10 protein-coding genes are annotated in these 17,980 nt (G+C 67.4%); 5 read left to right on the top strand and 5 right to left on the bottom strand.

What is annotated here, in order from left to right; genetic code table 11:
- Window positions 1-371: 371 nt before the first annotated feature.
- From FHW79_RS27780 to FHW79_RS27765, 4 genes are all read right to left on the bottom strand, one after another.
- Entirely contained in the window at window positions 372-1,343 is a 972-nt protein-coding gene (locus tag FHW79_RS27780) for a GNAT family N-acetyltransferase (RefSeq protein ID WP_183181911.1), read from the bottom strand.
- A 118-nt stretch (window positions 1,344-1,461) separates the two neighbouring features.
- Window positions 1,462-2,355: a polysaccharide deacetylase family protein gene (locus tag FHW79_RS27775; RefSeq protein ID WP_183181910.1), complete on the bottom strand. Its 894-nt coding sequence runs from the start codon at window positions 2,353-2,355 to the stop codon at window positions 1,462-1,464.
- Window positions 2,352-4,871, bottom strand: coding sequence for a glycosyltransferase family 39 protein (locus tag FHW79_RS27770; protein WP_183181909.1), 2,520 nt, complete (start codon window positions 4,869-4,871; stop codon window positions 2,352-2,354). Before FHW79_RS27770 ends, FHW79_RS27775 begins: the two co-directional genes overlap by 4 nt.
- Before the next feature lie 44 nt (window positions 4,872-4,915).
- Complete coding sequence (locus tag FHW79_RS27765; protein WP_183181908.1) at window positions 4,916-6,286, bottom strand: ABC transporter ATP-binding protein; 1,371 nt, start codon at window positions 6,284-6,286, stop codon at window positions 4,916-4,918.
- Between the two features lie 383 nt (window positions 6,287-6,669).
- Here FHW79_RS27765 and FHW79_RS27760 point away from each other — a divergent pair, with 383 nt between their 5' ends.
- The 3 genes from FHW79_RS27760 to FHW79_RS27750 all read left to right on the top strand — a co-directional run bounded on the left by FHW79_RS27760 (window position 6,670) and on the right by FHW79_RS27750 (window position 10,554).
- Window positions 6,670-7,728, top strand: coding sequence for a glycosyltransferase family 2 protein (locus tag FHW79_RS27760; protein ID WP_211108512.1), 1,059 nt, complete (start codon window positions 6,670-6,672; stop codon window positions 7,726-7,728).
- Between the two features lie 103 nt (window positions 7,729-7,831).
- Complete coding sequence (locus FHW79_RS27755; RefSeq protein WP_183181907.1) at window positions 7,832-9,730, top strand: hypothetical protein; 1,899 nt, start codon at window positions 7,832-7,834, stop codon at window positions 9,728-9,730.
- Window positions 9,731-10,011: 281 nt separating this feature from the next.
- Entirely contained in the window at window positions 10,012-10,554 is a 543-nt protein-coding gene (locus tag FHW79_RS27750; protein WP_183181906.1) for an HAD family hydrolase, read from the top strand.
- Window positions 10,555-10,582: 28 nt separating this feature from the next.
- Here the strand turns inward: FHW79_RS27750 and FHW79_RS27745 are convergent, their stop codons facing one another.
- Window positions 10,583-11,701, bottom strand: a complete 1,119-nt coding sequence (locus tag FHW79_RS27745; protein ID WP_183181905.1) for an NAD(P)/FAD-dependent oxidoreductase — start codon at window positions 11,699-11,701, stop codon at window positions 10,583-10,585.
- A 560-nt stretch (window positions 11,702-12,261) separates the two neighbouring features.
- Between FHW79_RS27745 and FHW79_RS33400 the strand changes: the two genes are divergently transcribed.
- Both FHW79_RS33400 and FHW79_RS27735 read left to right on the top strand, forming a co-directional pair.
- A complete protein-coding gene (locus tag FHW79_RS33400; RefSeq protein WP_183181904.1) occupies window positions 12,262-15,129 on the top strand; it encodes a DUF4347 domain-containing protein in 2,868 nt (955 codons plus the stop codon).
- Window positions 15,130-15,573: 444 nt separating this feature from the next.
- Window positions 15,574-17,853: a DUF4347 domain-containing protein gene (locus FHW79_RS27735; protein WP_183181903.1), complete on the top strand. Its 2,280-nt coding sequence runs from the start codon at window positions 15,574-15,576 to the stop codon at window positions 17,851-17,853.
- Window positions 17,854-17,980: the final 127 nt, after the last annotated feature.

The following is a 17,980-nucleotide window of genomic DNA, read 5'->3' as shown; positions in this document are numbered from 1 at the left end:
GGGCGCCTCAACGGCCTGTCCGCCCATCAGGCCATCTCACGCGCCCTCGCTGGTCAGCCGATCTTCGCCGCCTGACCAGCCCCCTGAGCAATTACGGCTTCGCCTTCGTATTCGGAAAGGCCAGCAAATACTCAAAGCCGTACCGGAGAAAGTGCTGGAGCCAACGCGGGCAGGCGCCGATTAGGTCGTCTCAACAAACCTGATGGATCTCCCCGAATTCCCCCCCGAGTTCCCGCTGTCCGGCGTAGCGGTCGGAGATCCCCATCTCGGGCCGATGCCGGCCCAGCGCCGCGGCAACCACCGCCCCCGCCGCGGCTGGGGGGCGATGGTGTGCCGCACGGCCGTACCGGCGTCCACGCACGACGGGCCGGTCAGTACGCATCGAAATCGAGGAACTCGAACGCGGCGAGGCGGACCTTTTCCGCAGGGGGCATGGCCGGGTCGAGCGGGCGGTAGATCAGGTTCAGCGGCGACGGCAACAGTCGCCGCGGCAGGGGCAAGCCGGAGAGCTGCACGGCCTCGTTGAAACCGGCGTAGAGGAAGAAGGGCGTCTTGTGGTGCGCGCACGCCGCGTCCAGCAAGGCCCGCGCGCGTAGCGGCCCCTGTCCCCGCCGGGGAAGGAACTTCAGCGCGATGACGATCGGGACGCCCTTGTGGCGCTCCACGCGGCTGACCAGGACGCCGCTGGCGTCCGCATGCAGCCAATAGGGCCCGAGCGGCGACGACAGGCGCCACGCCAGCTTTTCGGCGGTCCACAGCTGGGCCAGGGCGCCGGCGGACGGCGCCGCCACCGATCCGGCGATTTCGGCCAGCCGCGGGGAGCGGGTGAACGCCGCGTCGGTGACATGGGTCTCGATCCCCCGGCCGCCGAAGGGGTTCGCCACGCCGATGATGACCGGGAGCGGGCTGAGGATGGCAAAACCGAGCCGCCGCGTGAAGCCGGGGGTCGAATTCGCGTTCGCGACCCCCAGGACCGCCTTCGCCCCGCGCTGGTCGACGGCGGCCTGGTAGGTCTCCTCCGCGAGGCGGGTGAACACGCCCTTTCCGCGCGCCGCTTCCGTCACCGCCGTGTTCAGGGACAGCATCAGCGGATAGCGGGTTTTCTCATCGGCTCCCCCATCCGTCCAGGTCTGGGGGATCAGGGCGTAATGGGCGCTGAGCGCGTCGTCGTGGCGAAGGTTCACGGCGACCTCGCGGCCTTCCGGCGACCGCTCGTACTGCCAGTCGATGTATTCGGGCGTGTAGCGTTTCCCTCCGAAGACCTTGTCGAGCATCCGCGCGACCTCGGCAAGCTCGGCAGCGCGCGCTTGCGGCGATGTTGTAAGCTCCTGGGATTCGCTCATGCCCTTCGCTCCTCCTGTTTGGGGCCGCGTCCGGCCCGACGCGACCCGGAGGCGGCTCTTTCTTTGGTTTGACGAGCAGACCAAGCTGACCGACCCGAAGTCCCGGCCGCAATCCGCCCTAATGGACCAGCTGGTGCCGCTCCGGATCGAAAACCGGAAGTTCTCTATAACCGGCCACGCCGCTCATGGCATCCTGAAAGCGGATCGCCGGCCGGTTGCGGAAGAGGAATTTTATTTTCTCAAAGGTGTTCCTGCGGTTGAGCCAAAGCAGGATGCTGGTGGGAAGCGACGTGCCGGGCATGCGCGTGAACGGCTCGGCGGAATCGAAATCATAGGGATGGATGTAGGTCCACAGCATCGCTGCTGGCGTGGTCCTACGGATGCACTGGCGCGTCAGGAACTCGGGGCTGTAGCGCAGATAGATGCCGCCGAGATAAGGGATGCGGAAGCGGCCCAAGCGGGCGAGTGGGCACGGGAACTCGACAAGCCCGCCCGGCCAGCGGAACGGCGTCGCCGGTGCCCCCGGGAAACCGTAGAGAGGGCTGGCCATCGGCATGATGCTGGACGAATAGGTGAAGCCCAGTTCGCCGAGGACGTCGAGGGTCCACAGGCTGCTTGGGACCAGGGAGAAGATCGGGGCGCGGAAGCCGCTGACGGCGGCTCCGGAAACCTGCTCCAGCAGTTCCTTGGCCAGACGCGTCTCGGCGGTGAAGGCGGAGCGCTCCTCCCGATCGAGCGGGGTGTGCTGCCAGGAGTGGCACCCCAGCTCATGACCACGCTCGACAACCTTGCGCACTAGGCCAGGATGGCTCTGGGCGATGCGCCCGACCGTGAAGATGGTGCCCCGGATCCCGGAGTCCTCAAGGAAATCGAGGATCTTCTCCATGTTCCGCGCGAAGCGCCCCTCCGCCTCGTAGAGACCGAGATGGTCCTCGAGGTCGAGAGAGAAGACGATGGGCCGTTTGTTCGCTTCCACTGCCTGTTCCATGACGCTCTCCAGGTGATCGGTCAAGGCTTCACGAGCATCAACTTTTCCAGAACGACTGGGGAACCTTCAATCACGTGGAAGTAGACAAACGCGGTGCGCGCTGACCGTGGCGGGGTCAGGGCAATCGTGCTCGCCTTCCGTCCCGGTGCCGTGCAGGTTTCCGGGCGGCTGACCACGTCGACGATCCGGCCCGAGGAATCGAGCCAATTGACCTGGGCTCCCACCGTTGCCGGATCGTCTCCGCACAGGAAACTCGCTTCATAGACCAGGGTGGTGTCCTCCACGACCGCGGCCTGGGCGATCCGGCTTCCCGGTGGCATGGTGATCGGGCCGTGCTGCGCCTGCTGGCTGACCCCGACGTTGTCCCACCGCTCCAATCCGTCGGAGAAGCTCGAGTTCTCAAGCAGGTTGGCACCGTTCGGCGCCGGGATCGAGACGCCATAGAGAATGGCATCCCCGGTGCTTGCCAGGGGGGTGCCGGATTGCTTGAGAAGACGGGCGATGGGCGCCTTGTCGGGAACGGCGCCCGGCCTCCAGAAGACATGGGTGATCCGGTTCCGGTGAAGGACCAGGGCCGCCGCGTCGACGCTCGAGGCGTTGGCCAGTTCCTGGCTGACCTTCGGATTGTACCAGACCCCATAGATGGGCATGCTGGCCAGGCCCGCGCCCACAGGCTGGCCGAGGATCAGAACACGCGCATCGCGCCCGGCCAGGGCATTCACGGCGTTGATCAGTCCGCGGTAAGGAACGCGGCTGGAAATGAAGGAGTCCCGGTCCCGCAGGCCGACGACGACGTTGGCGTCGAAGCTCGGCAGAATCCAGCCGGCCGACGGCAGGAAGGCGAGGCCCAGCCCGACGAACAGGGAGCCGAACGCCAAGCTGGAGCGTGCCAAACTGGAGTGCGGCGGGTGGCCGTCTCCCGGGGCAAAGGCGCGCAATCCGCTGGCGCACACGATGAGCACGAGCGGCAGGGCCGGGTAGGCGTAGCGCATGTACTGGGTGACCGGCACCAGCATGCAGACATAGCCCAGCCCGGCCGCCGCGGCGACCAGGGCCATGCGGTCGCGGGTCGCGACCGCCATGGCCAGGCCGGGCAACAGAAGCCCGAGCACGGCGAAGCCAAGGGCTCCGTCCTGGCTTTCCATGAACAGGCTGGACTTGAAGGTCCAGAGATAGGGCAGAGCCGGCGACAGCTTGCCGATCCAGTTGCCGTCCGAGAAGTTCGCCGAGCTGTCGAAGTACGGCGACTTGAAGACGGCGTTGAACCACGGATAGACCGGATTCCCGGTCACCAGATAGGCGTGCAGATAGGGTTGGCAGCCCAGGACCGCGGTGAGGACCGCTGAGAAGGCCAGGATCGTCAGGGCGCGGCGCGGCGCGTTGTGGCGCAGCAGCAGGGCCGCGAAGACAAGGCCGAAGGGGATGAAGAAGAGGACGGCGTGCAGCTTCACCAGGGCGGCGCCGGCCAGCAGGAAGGCCAGAGCCGCGCCGTCCCGCAGGCCGAACTCCCGGTGGGACCGCACCAGGAGGAGCACAGGGGCCAGACAGAAGACGGCGAGCGCGTTTTCCGAGAACAGGCTGGCCGTCGTGATGAAGGCCAGCGGCGTGCTCGCCAGGAGGGCCGCGGCCAGCAGGGCGAGGGCGCGGCCCTGGCGCCACGCGACCGCGTTGCCAAGCATGGCGCAGAGGAGGCCCAGCAGCGCGAAATTCGCGAACTTGGCGGCGCCCTCGCCGGCAAGCATGTAGGACACGGCGAAAATCCAGTTGGCTCCGTACGGCGCGGCCGCACCGACGAACTGGGCCGGATCCGGGGTCCAGGACCCTTGCTGGGCGAGGGTCGTGGCGACCAGCAGGTGCACGCCCAGGGCGTCGTGATACTGCTCGGGAAGAGCCGCGTACACGCTCTGGGCGGCAAGCGCGAGGATCAGGAGGGAGAAGGCGGCATGGTCGCGCAGTCCGGCGTCGCGGTGCTGTGCCGCCCAGGCGGCCGTGCCCGCCGCATAAAGCCGGATCCGGCGGTGCCCGGCCAGCACCAGGAAACCGAGGACGGTGGCGTGGCTCGCGGCGCTGTGGATCGGCCAGGGCGCCGTCAGCCCCATGACGAGCATGAGCACGCTCAGGCCGACGCAGGTTGACAGCAGACCGGCCGTCGTCAAGCCGAAGCGCGCGCGCCAGAGTGGCCCGAACAAAAAGTCCCCGATCGCCAGGCAGGCGAGTCCGACGAGCATCACCGAGGCGACGCTGCCGACGCCGAAGGCCGCGAGGACCCACAGGCCTCCCGCGGCGCCGAGCACGAGCAGCCGGCGGCGGGCGCCGGCGCCGGCGGCACCGATGGCCAACACCGCGAAGGCTCCGGCGAAGATCAGGAAGCGCATGGCCCCCGCCTTGTCGCTCCAGGCTTGCCGGGGATCGAGGCCGGTCTGCAGGAAGCCGTAGGCCAGCAGGGCAAGACTCAGGAGGGCGAGAACCGCCGCTCCCGCCCCGACGTGCCGGAGGCTGAGGAAAGATGCACGCGGAGCGACATCATTGCTGATCGTCATGTCGGCGTTCCATAAGACTTGGGGGTGGCGCCGGGGCGCGCGGCTTATGCGGCGTGTCCCGGCTGGCGCGCGCCTTCCACCTCGAGCGCAATGTCGAGCATGGGGATGCCGACGAGGCCGCGGGCAACGTGGCTGGAGTGGACACGGAAGAACAACGCGTCGTCCACCCAGTGGTGCTGGACGTGGTCGTGCTGCGTGCCCTCGGCGATGGCGGCCACCACCGCGAAATCCCCGACGGGCAGGTAGGGCATCTGGAAGCGGAAGCGAGCCACGAACTCCTGCCCGGGCTCCACCGTCAGGGGGCTGTCGCTGTAGGAGAGGTAGGTGTTGTCGCCGAACAGGTTCTGGCCCAGCCGGTCCTTGATGTAGAAGCCAATGATCGGGCTGTGGATCGCCTTTTCCGCCCGGCAGGTGACCTTCAGCACGACCTGTTCCCCGCCATCCAGCGAAGGCAGGGAATGTCCTTGCGGATCAAGAAGCTCGACGCCAACAATTCTGGCTCCCTCCACGCCGTACCAGGGGCTTGCGTCGTTGAACTCGAAGATTTCGATGCTGTTGCGGTGCTGGGAGGATTTCAGAAGCTCGTCGCGCGGGTCCTGGACCGGCGCCGCGGCCGCCGGCGCCGAACGGCTGCCGCCGATGCGGAAGCTGTTGGAGGTGTCACGCTCGCTGTGGAGATCGGCGATGTAGTGGTAGCAGACATCCTTGGTCGTGCCGACCTCGCGCAGCTCGCCGTTCTCCAGCCATACCGCGCGGTCGCACAGGCTGATCACCTGGGACGTGTCGTGCGACACGAAGAACAGCGTGCCGGTTTCGCGGAATTTGTGGATGAAGCGCATGCATTTCTGCGTGAAGGCGGCGTCGCCGACAGCGAGGATCTCGTCGACGATCATGATGTCGGCGTCGACGTGTGCCGCCACGGCGAAGGCAAGCCGTGCGTACATGCCGCTGGAATAGAGCTTCACCGGCTGCTCGATGAAGTCCCCGATGCCGGCGAAGGCGGCGATGGAGTCGTACCGTTCGTTGATCTGCTCGTTGGTCAGGCCGAGCACGGACGCGGCGAGATAGACGTTCTCGCGGCCGGAGAATTCCGGGTTGAAGCCGGCGCCCAGTTCCAGCAAGGCCGCGATCCGCCCGTTGACGGTGATCGAGCCGCGGGTTGGCGCCAGCGTGCCGCACACGAGTTGCAGGAAGGTCGACTTGCCCGACCCGTTGCGGCCGATGACTCCGATCGTCTCGCCCCTGGCTACGGTCAGGTCGATGTTCCGCAGCGCCCAGTATTCGTCGTAATATTTGCGGCGACCGCGGCAGAGCATCTGCTTCAAGCGGTCCTGCGGCTTGCGGAAAATTGGATAGGCCTTGCCAAGGCCGGTGGCCTGGATGGCGACCTCGAGGGCGGCGGTCTCAGGCGGCATTGGTGAAATCCTTACGCGTCTTCATGGAGCGGATGCTGCCGGTTCCGGAGGGGTGCGTCCACCGTGCCCGCCCCCTCGCAAACGCACCGACGTTATGGCTGGGTGCCGTGGCTTTCAGTGATTGCGCGCGCAACAAGATCGAGAAATCCCCATGCCGCACCGGGCGTGCGGGCGTGGCACTCTACTGTGCGACCCTTGCGATGACAACCACTACCGGCCCGCGGGCCGACACCGGACGGACCAGGCGCGGCGAGCCGGAAGCCCTGCGGTTTGCATTTGGGGAGAGGGCTCGCTATAGATGCGCGCGGATCGGAGGAACTTATTCGATCGCGAAAAACGCCGGATGCCGGCGCAGGTCCATTTGGATTGTGGGAACTTTGACCATGACTGCGATGCCGAAGCCCATGGAGCAAGGTGAAGACTTTGTCATCGCCGTGGTTATTCCCTGTTACCGGGTGAAGCGTCACATCCTGTCGGTGATCGAGCGCATCGGGCCTGAGGTGCGGACGATCTATGTCGTCGACGACAAGTGCCCCGACCAGTCCGGCCAGTTCGTTCTCGACACCTGCAGGGACCCCCGTGTCCGCGTTCTCTTCCACCACGTCAATCAAGGGGTCGGGGGAGCGGTCATCACCGGCTACGAGGCGGCGATCGCCGACGGGGCCGAGGCCATCGTGAAGGTGGATGGTGATGGGCAGATGGACCCGGCGCTCATCCCCCTGTTCATCGCTCCCATTCTCGACGGCACGGCCGATTACACGAAGGGCAACCGCTTCTTCGACCTGACCAACATTTCGAGCATGCCGCCCGTCCGGATTTTCGGCAACGCCGCGCTCTCCTTCATGTCGAAGCTGTCGAGCGGTTACTGGGACATCTTCGACCCGACCAACGGCTACACGGCCATCCACGCGCGGGTCGCCGACATTCTGCCCTTGTCAAAGATCAGCCGGCGCTATTTCTTCGAATCCGACATGCTGTTCCGGCTGAACACGGTGCGGGCCCGTGTCGTCGATGTGCCGATGGACGCCGTCTACGGCGACGAGGAAAGCAACCTCAGGATCAGCAACATCCTGCGCGAGTTCCTGACCAACCATCTCCGGAACATCATCAAGAGGGTGTTCTACAATTACTTTTTGAGAAACTTCACGGTTGCGTCCATCGAACTGCTGCTCGGGATTACCCTGCTGGTGTCCGGTACGGTCTTCGGCGGGCTGTCGTGGATCCGCTCGGCGTCCGCGGGGGTGGAGACCGCCCCCGGGACTGTCATGTTGGCGTCGCTGCCGATCATCGTCGGGCTGCAGTTCCTGCTGGCGTTCGTGTCTTACGACATTGCCTCCATGCCCACGCGCGCCCTGCATCCGATGCTGGGCCTCCGCAACCGTGTCCGCCAAACGATGGCAGCCCGGTCACGGGCCGAAAGCCTGGACGTCGCATCTCCATGACCCGGACCGGTAGCGATCGTGGCGAGAATGGGCGTGCCGTGCGCCTGCGCTCCGGGCACCGCAGGGGGATATTCGGGGCCGGAACATGCGGGAGGGCGGCGCCATGACGGCGATGCCTGAGCGTGTGGGGACGGCCCTCGATCCGTCGGCCGCGGCGGCTTCCCTCGGCCGGGAGCGGAGCCGGTCCTGGCCCGACCTTTTCGTCCTGGCCGTCGTCCTGACCGGCCTCGTCTACACGGCGCTTGCCTGGACGCCGTCGTCCTATGGGGTGGCCCTCGGCGGAATCGGCGCGCCGGGCGAGGGGCTAGTGGTCGGCACGCCGAAGCCGATCCGGTCCGACGAATGGGCGGTGTGGACGCCCTTCGTCCAGATCGCGGTCAACAACGGCTTCCAACGCTTCAACGCGTTGTCTCCCTATGGCGAGGATCTGCGCAACTTCAACGCCCTGCCGCTGCTCGACTGGGCACTGGTGTTCAAGCCGCAGTTCTGGCCCTTTTTCGCGGTCGACCCGGCCTGGGCCTTCTCCTTCTCGCACGCCGTCCTCATCGTCCTGTTCCTGACTGGCTACCATCGCCTGTTCGTCGCCTTCGGCTTCAGCCGGGCCTGGTCGGCGGCGGCGGCCTGCGCCCTGTTCTTTACCAGCTACGCCCAGTTCTGGTGGACGACGACGGGGCCGCTCCTGGCGATATTCCCCTGGCTGTTGCTGGCCGTCCTGGCCCGTCTGCCCTGGTATCTGCACGCGGGGTTGATGGCCTATGTGACGACCTTCTGGCTGCTCAGCCACCTGTATCCCCCCATCATCATTCCGTTGTCCTTCGCCGGCGGAGCGCTGCTGCTCGCCTTCCGGCCGGAGACCCTGCGCCCGCGCAGGCTGCTGCCCTGCCTGCTCGGAGCCGTGGTCGGGATCGGGCTGACCTGGCTTTACCTGCATGAGCCGATCCGGGTGATGGCGGCGACGGTCTATCCCGGTTCGCGCTCGCTGGGCGGCGGCGGTGTGCCGCTGCCGCTCTACCTCGCCCAGTTCCTTCCGTTCCTGGTCAGCACGGACGACTACCGGGATCTGCTCGGCCTGAACATCTGCGAGGTGGCGACGGGGGGAAGCCACCTCCTGCTGCTGGCGCTGGTGTTTCTCGATTATGGCCAGCTCGGGACGGTCCTGCGCCATGGCGGCCCCGCGCGAACGGCGCTGCTGCGTCAGCTTGCCGTGCTGCTGGCCGCCTTCGCGCTGATGTCGGTTTGGATGCTGGCTCCGGTCCCAAGCGGCTGGGGACGCTTCCTGCTGTGGGACAAGGTGCAGGGCAACCGCATGGTCTTCGCCACGGGCCTGCTTCTGCTCGCGCTCGGGCTCGTGCTGCTGCGGGCTGGGGCGGTGCGGCTGTCCTGGGGACGCTTCGCCGTCGCGGCGCTGACCGTGGGGCTGGCCTGGGCGGCGGCGAACGGCGGCTTGGACAACCTCGCGGGGCGGCTGGCGAACAACCTCACCGACCTCGCCATCCTGCCGCCGCTCGCCGTCGTGGTCTGGCTGGGGGTGCGCGGCAGGCTGACCGGGGCACAGGGCGGCTTCGCCCTGATCCTCTGCGCCCTGGCCGTCAACGGGGTCGGCTTCGGCGGCTTCAACCCCATCCAGTCCGCCTGGCCGATCTTCCACCGTCCGGCCACGCCGGTGACCGCCGCCTTCGCCGAGAGTGCCGCCGCCCACCCCCAGGGCTGGGTGCTGCGCGGTGGCATGCTGCCGGGAGCGTTGATGCAGGGGTTGGGCTACCGGTCGCTCCAGCATGTCCAGATCGCGCCCGATTTGGACTTCTTCCGGCCTTACTTCCCGGAAATGGACGACGCGGCCTTCAACCAGCTCTTCAACCGCTACGCCCATATCCAGATCGTGCCCGGCCTGTCGGCGCCGGGCTCCCCGCAGGCCGATGTGATCCAACTCCCGATGGAGCGGTTCCTGCCGCCGCCGCTGCGGGATCAGCGTGGGGAAACCACGCCTGGGACGATGAAGTAACCGGGCGCTTGGCCTCACGGCGGCCCGTGTCGAGGATCAGGCCGCAGGTCAGGCTGAGGAAGGCGAACAGCATCAGGCCAGTGACAGGACGGCCGCAGGATTGACGTGTTTGTCGTTGAAAGCGTATCGCGGTGTGGATATGAGGTGCCCGGTCGAGTTTTTCCGGATGGACGAAGTTAACCGTCCGGCAGGGGCAAGCAATCGCGGTCTTATCCACCCTCACTGTTACGAATTCATGGTCACGCAAAAAATCCGGGTCCTGAGGTGGGGAGAACATGGGCATGACTTGCCGTGCTTTGCTGCTCGACCGTGATGGCGTGGTGAACATCGATCATGGCTATGTCGGCCATCGTGACCGGTTCGAGTTCGTGGACGGCATCTTTCCCTTGGCCCGCCACGCGGTGGACCGGGGATTTCGCATTGTCGTGATCACCAACCAATCCGGCATCGCCCGCGGCCGCTACACCGAAGCGGACTTCCTAGCGCTGAGCGGCTGGATGCGGGATGTCTTCCAAAGTCATGGCGTGGATCTCGCCGGGGTCTTCCATTGCCCTTATCACCGTGATGGCATGGTGGAGCGCTACGCCCGGGACAGCTTCTGGCGCAAGCCGAACCCCGGCATGATCCTGGAGGCGGCCCGCCATTTCGGCCTTGCCCTGCCTGTTTCGGTGTTCCTGGGCGATCAACCGACCGACATGGAAGCGGCGTTGGCGGCCGGCGTGGGGCGGCGTGTCCTGCTGGCGGAGGGTGGCCAAGGCCCCGACGGAAGGGCGGCGACCCTGACGATTGCCCGTCCCGTCGACCTGATCCCGCACCTGTCCTGACGCGGGCAGGCGCGGGTCGGCGGTGGGTTCAGGCCAGCCGCACCGCCACCTCGTCGGCAATGGCGAGGCAGGAGGTCAGGCCCGGCGATTCGATTCCGAACAGGTTGACGAGGCCGGGGACGCCATGCGCCTCCGGTCCCTGTATCAGGAAATCGGCCTGCGGCTGGCCGGGGCCGCTCAACTTCGGGCGGACGCCGGAATAGGCTGGCACGAGGGCGCCGTCGGGCAGACCCGGCCAATAGCGCCGGACCTCGCCGTAGAATCCGTCGGCGCGCCGGGGATCGACCGCATAGTCGATACGGTCGTAAGCTTCGGGGGCGAGCCATTCCACGTCAGGGCCGAAGCGGGCCTGGCCGCCGAGATCGATCGTCAGATGGACGCCCAGGCCCCCTTCCACCGGAACCGGGTAGACCAGCCGCGAGAAGGGGGAACGCCCTTGGGCCAGGGCGTAGTAGTTGCCCTTGGCCAGCACGCGCGGCGGGATCCGATCCGCGGGAAAACCGTCGAGGCTCCGCGCCACCGTCCAGGCGCCCAGCCCGGCGGCATTGACCAGGGTGGTGCAGGCGATGCGCATCGGCTCCGTCCCGCCGACCTCCAGCTCGAAACCGTCGGCGGTGCGGTGGGCGCGGTCCAGCGGGCTCAGCAGGGCGAGCATGGCACCCGCCTCCTCCGCGTCGCCCTGAAGGGCCAGCATCAGCCCGTGGCTGTCGATGATGCCGGTGGAGGGCGACATCAGGGCGCCGACGCAGCGCAGGTTGGGTTCCAGCGCCATCGCCTCGGCGGCGGAGATCTCGTACAGGTCATCCACCCCATTGGCCGCGGCCTGCGCCTTGATGGTCGCCAGCTTGGCCAGTTGCGCCTCGTCGGTGGCGACGATCAGCTTGCCGATGCGCTTGTGCTCGACTCCGTGCGCCGCGCAGTAGGCGTACAGCGCGTCGCGCCCGGCCACGCACAGCCGCGCCCGGACGCTTCCCGTGGGATAATAGATGCCGGCGTGGATGACCTCCGAATTGCGTGAGCTGGTGCCCGTGCCGATGGCGTCGGCCGCCTCCAGGATCACCACCTCCCGACCGGCACGGGCCAGCCGCCGGGCGGCCGCCAACCCGACCACCCCGGCCCCCACCACCACGCAGTCCACCCGCTCCATCGCGTTCCTCTCCGATTCACGGTGCCCGATCCACCGCGCATGGCCATAGAAAGCCCAGACCGGCCCCGCCGCACAAGGCCATACAAGGTCGCGCCCCGCCGCTCCGGCAACGCTTGATCCCTCTCCCGGAGGGTGGCGGCCTTCCGCTCTCGCGCCGCCCGTTCGGAAGGCGGTGAGCCGACTAGGGTACCGAAGGGGAGCCGAACGTACCGCGACGGGAGGGTGGGCGCATCCGTATGACGGTCGTCCGCCCTTCCCGCTCCCTTCGAAAATGCGGAGTAGGGAGGGCGCTAACCCCTCCCTTTGCCTCTTCCGGAGGTTCCGGATTATCCGGGTGTCGCCAATAAAATAAAAAGTATGCGACTGACGAACTCACTTTGGACGGCCTTTTCCTTTGGCATCGCGCCGTAATACGGAGGAGCTTGGATTATTTCTTCTTAGAGGATTGCAGGAATACGCCATCGAAATTCATGTCATAGGATGTCGCCGCCTTCCCAATGTCCGCGAAGGAGGCGATCTGGCATCCCAACGATCACAACAAAATCCACGGAGAGTCTCCCTTGACCGAAGTCATCATCGCGGACGCTGGCCTTGAGGATCTCGACGGACTGCTCAGCCACCGCCGTCCCGGCGTTCAGGTCACGCTCGTCTCCGCCGCCGACGATGGCCATGCCGTGCTGGCGGCCGCTCTCGCCGCGCGTCCGTCCGTCCTGCATCTGGTGGCCCATGGCGAGCCGGGACGGGTCCTGATCGGCGCCCAGCCGCTGGACGCGGTCTCGCTGCTCGACCGCTCCTGGCCGGACGCGCGCGGCACCGAGATCCACATCCACGCCTGCCATGCCGGTGCGGGCGCGGTGGGCCGTCTTCTCCTCGACCGCCTGGCCGCCGCCACCGGCGCCACGGTCGCCGCCGCTTCGGGCCCGGTCGGCCCGGCGGAGCGGGGAGCCTCCTGGAAGCTCGACGTGCGCACCGCGCCCGTATTCACCCCCTCCCCCTTCGCCGGGGTCCAGGGAGTCGGCGCGCGGGGCTGGGCCCATGAGCTGGCCGTGACCGGCACGCCGACCGACGGCAACGACACGCTGACCAGCGACGACGCGGCGGACAACATCAACGGCGGGGCCGGCAACGACATCCTGTTCGGCAACGGTGGCAACGACACGCTGATCGGCGGAGTCGGCCACGACACCATGGACGGCGGCGCCGGGGCCGACGTGTTCGACGGCGGCGACGGCTTCGACGTAGTCACCTACGAGAACGCCACCGCCGGCATGGTCATCGACATCGGGAACCCGGCGAACAGCACCGGCGACGCCGCGGGCGACACCTTCACCGGCATCGAGCGCTGGATCGGCTCCAACTACGCCGACACCATGGTGGCCGGAAACGACCCGGTGTGGTTTTGGGGCCATGCGGGCGACGACGTGGAGATCGGCGGTGCCGGCAACGACACGATGGAGAGCGGCGACGGCAACGACACCGTCTATGGCGGCGCCGGCGATGACCAGATCTACAGCCGCGCCGACAACGACGTGCTCTATGGCGAGGACGGCAACGACCTGATCTACGGCGGCTGGGGCAACGACATGCTCGACGGCGGCGCCGGCAACGACACCCTGTTCGGTGAGGGGGACACCGACACCATGTACGGGGGCGCCGGCGACGACAGCATGGACGGCGGCCAGGGCAACGACCTGATGTACGGCGGCGACGGCAACGACACGCTGATCGGCGGCATCGGCCACGACACCATGGAGGGCGGCGCCGGGGCCGACGTGTTCGACGGCGGCGACGGCTTTGACGAGGTCACCTACGCGAACTCGACCGCCGGCATCATCCTGGACCTGCGCAACCCGGCGAACAGCACGGGCGACGCCGCAGGCGACAGCTTCACCAACATCGAGCGCTGGATCGGCAGCGAGTTCGACGACCAGCTGATCGGCAACGACAACGGCGTCTGGTTCTGGGGCCACGGCGGCAACGATCTCGAGATCGGCGGCGCCGGCAACGACACGATGGAAAGCGGCATCGGAAACGACACGATCTACGGCGGCGGCGGCGACGACCGGGCCTTCGGGCGCGCCGACGACGACATGCTGTACGGCGAGGCCGGCAACGACCTGCTGGCCGGCGGCGGCGGCAACGACATGCTCGACGGCGGCACCGGCAACGACACGCTGATCGGCGATTGGGGCGTCGACACGATGATCGGCGGCGACGGCGACGACGTCTTCTACAGCGGCGCGCACGATCCCCTGCCGGAGGCGGACGTCATCCAGGGCGGCGCCGGCAACGACACCTTCATCATCGCGGCGCAGAGCGACGCCGGGACGGTCTCCTACGACGGTGGCGACGGCACCGATACGCTGCGCATCAGCTCCGACAACGTCGCCGATCCGGAGAACAAGATCACCACGGCGACGCCGCAGATCGACATCTCCGGCATGACCCTGACCAGCGTGGAGAGGTTGGAACTGGTGGGCGGCGTCCGCCACGCGGTGACGATGACCGTCGCCCAGGCCAACGGCTTCACCGGCGGCATCACCGGGGCCACCGGCGGCGACGTCTTCACCATCGCGGGCACGGCGATGGCCGGCACCGTCACCGCCGGCAACGGCAGCCAGCTCACCGCCGGACAGGTCCAGGCGGAGACGGTGAACGGCGTCACCCTGCTGCACATCGGCACCGACGCCACGGCGGGCGCCGACGTCACCCTGCGCTTCGCCGGTGGCTTCACGGCGGACCAGTTCCAGGTCAGCGGCAGCGGGATCACTCTGAGCGGGACGCCCTCGACCCCGCCGAGCACCGAACCGCCGACCACGACGCCCCCGACGACGGAGCCGCCGACCGAGACCCCGCCGACCGGCACTGAACCGCCGGTGGACAACCGGCCCTTCACGCCGATGCAGCGCACGATTGGGGGCGTGACGGAGGACGTGAAGGCCTATGCCTACGATGGCCCGGTCTCGGGCCTGCAGTGGAGCTTCCTGGGCGACGACCGCGGCGAGGTGCTGGGCGGCTCCGACGGCAACGACTTCCTCAATCTGCTGGGCGGCGACGATGCGGCGGCCGGTGGTGGCGGCGACGACGTGCTGGACGGCGGTGCCGGCTCCAACTGGCTGATCGGCGGTGCGGGCAAGGACACGTTCTTCGTCGACGCCCGTGGCGGGGCGACGACCTGGTCCACCGTCACCGATCTGGAGCAGGGCGAGTGGTCCACCCTGTGGGGATACAAGGAAGGCGTCTCCAAGCTGTCCTGGGAGGAGATGGGCGGCGCCGACGCCTACAAGGGCGCCACGGTCCGCTGCGACATCGACGGCAACGGCACCATCGACGCCAGCATGACCTTCACCGGCAAGGCCGTGGGCGCGATGAGCATGACCACCGGCTCGGTGGGTGACCAGAGCTACATCGCTTTCATCAACCTGTGATCCGAAACCGTCGAGCGTCAGTCCTGACTGACGCTCGACGCCATGAAGCGGTTCGAAAGAGCCGGCCCGGAGACCGCTCCGGGCCGGCTTTTTTGATGGTCCGCTTGGATGGCTCGGCCAAGTGGAGTTAGCCCGTCTTGAGGAAGTCTTCCCTCGAAATTTCAGATCGGATTCGCCAAGTTTTCCTCAATACAGCCTTAATAGTTATAATATTCATCTGTTCATCATAGAACAATTCACGATCATATGAATAACGAGTTCCTGCTTATCAAGTAAGATAATGCACGAATTGAGTTCCAATGATGAGGATGTGTTATTTCTTCTTGGACAATTGCAGGATGCATCTCCGAAGGCGCATGTGAATGGGTGTCGCGCTACCCCGTATCCGTGAACGATGCGACCGGGCGCCCCAGCGATCACAACAAAATCCACGGAGAGTCTCCCTTGACCGAAGTCATCATCGCGGACGCTGGACTTGAGGATCTCGACGGGCTGCTCAGCCGCCGCCGTTCCGACGTCCAGGTCACCCTCGTCTCCGCCGCCGACGATGGCCATGCCGTGCTGGCGGCCGCTCTCGCCGCGCGTCCGTCCGTCCTGCATCTGGTGGCCCATGGCGAGCCGGGGCGAGTCCTGATCGGCTCCAGCCCGCTGGACGCGCGGTCGCTGCTCGACCGTTCCTGGCCGGACGCGCGCGGCACCGAGATCCACATCCACGCCTGCCATGCCGGTGCGGGCGAGGCGGGCCGCCTCCTTCTTGACCGGCTGGCCGCCGCCACCGGTGCGGTGGTCGCCGCCTCTTCGGGTCCGGTCGGCCCGGATGCGCTGGGCGCGTCCTGGACGCTCGACCGCAGCACCGCGCCCGTCGTCATCCCCTCCCCCTTCGCGGGCACCGAAGGCTGGTCCCATGTGCTGGCCGTGACCGGCACCACGACGGCGGGTCCCGACCTGTTGACCAGCGACGACGAGCCCGATGTTATCGAGGGCGGCGCCGGCAACGACACTCTGGTTGGTGGCGGCGGCAACGACACCCTGATCGGCGGGGCCGGTGCCGACGTGCTGAACGGTGGGGCCGGCTTCGACGAGGCGTCCTACGAGACCGCCACCTCGGGCCTCGTGCTCGACCTGCTGACCCCGGGGAACAGCACGGGCGATGCCGCGGGCGACACGTTCATCGACATCGAGCGCTGGGTCGGCAGCAACTTCGACGACACCATGGTGGCCGGCAACGACCCCGTGTGGTTCTGGGCCCATGACGGCGCCGATTCGGTGACCGGCGGTGCCGGGGACGACACGCTGGAGAGCGGCAACGGCAACGACACCGTCCATGGCGGCGCCGGCAATGACCAGATCTTCGGGCGCGCCGACGACGACATGCTTTACGGCGACGACGGCGACGACCTGCTGGTCGGCGGTGGCGGCAAGGACAGCCTCATGGGCGGGGCCGGCAACGACACGCTGGTCGGTGACTGGGACGCCGACACGATGATCGGCGGCGACGGCGACGACGTCTTCTACAGCGGCGAACACGGCACCATGGACGAGGCCGACGTCATCCAGGGCGGCGCCGGCAACGACACCTTCATCGTCGCCGCCCAGGGAGATGCCGGCACGGTTTCCTATGACGGCGGCACCGGCATCGACACGCTGCGCATCAGCTCCGACGATGTGACCGATCCGGAAGGCAAGGTCACCACGGCGACGCCGCAGATCGACATCTCCGGCATGACCCTGGCCAGCGTGGAGAATCTCGATCTGGTCGGCAGCGTCCGCCACACGGTGACGATGACCAGCGCCCAGGCCAACGGCTTCACCAGCGGCATCACCGGCGCCATGGTGGGCGACGCCTTCACCATCACTGACGCCGCGATGACCGGCACGGCCACCGCCGGCAACGGCAGCCAGCTCACCGCCGGGCAGGTCCAGGCGGAGACGGTGGACGGCGTCACCCTGCTGCACATCGGGACCGACGGCACGGCGGGCGCCGACGTCACCCTGCGCTTCGTCGGCAGCTTCGCCGCCAGTCAGTTCCAGGTCAGCGGAAGCACCGTCACGTTGGTGGACGCCTCCACCACGCCGCCGACCACGGAACCCCCGATCACCGAACCGCCGACTACGACGCCCCCGACGACGGAGCCGCCGACCGAGACCCCGCCGACCGGCACTGAACCGCCGGTGGACGACCGGCCCTTCACGCCGATGCAGCGCACAGTGGACGGCGTGACGGAGGACGTGAAGGCCTACGCTTACGACGGCCCCTTCTCGGGCCTGCAGTGGAGCTTCCTGGGCGACGACCGCGGCGAGGTGCTGGGCGGCTCCGACGGCAACGACTTCCTCAACCTGCTGGGTGGCGACGACGCGGCCTGGGGCGGGGCGGGCGACGACGTGCTGGACGGCGGTGCCGGCTCCAACTGGCTGATCGGCGGCTCGGGCAAGGACACGTTCTTCGTCGATGGCCGCGGCGGGGCGACTACCTGGTCCACCGTCACCGATCTGGAGCAGGGCGAGTGGTCCACCCTGTGGGGATACAAGGAAGGCGTCTCCAAGCTGTCCTGGGAGGAGATGGGCGGCGCTGACGGCTACAAGGGCGCCACGGTCCATTGCGACATCGACGGCAACGGCACCATCGACGCCAGCATGACCTTCACCGGCAAGGCCGTGGGCGCGATGAGCATGACCACCGGTTCGGTGGACGGCCAGAGCTACGTGGCCTTCATCAACCTGTGATCCCAGACCCTGCGATCCGAAACGCCGTGATCTGAAACGGCCTGGAAAGCGCCGGCCCGGAGTTCGCTCCGGGCCGGCTTTTTCCTGTTGATGCCGGCTGTTGATGCAACAGGGGTGACCGTCAACC

The sequence above is a fragment of the Azospirillum sp. OGB3 genome (genome assembly GCF_014192915.1).
Classification (GTDB): Bacteria; Pseudomonadota; Alphaproteobacteria; order Azospirillales; family Azospirillaceae; genus Azospirillum.
Note: the sequence above shows the minus strand (reverse complement) of the source record. Positions and strands in the feature narration are given on the sequence as shown.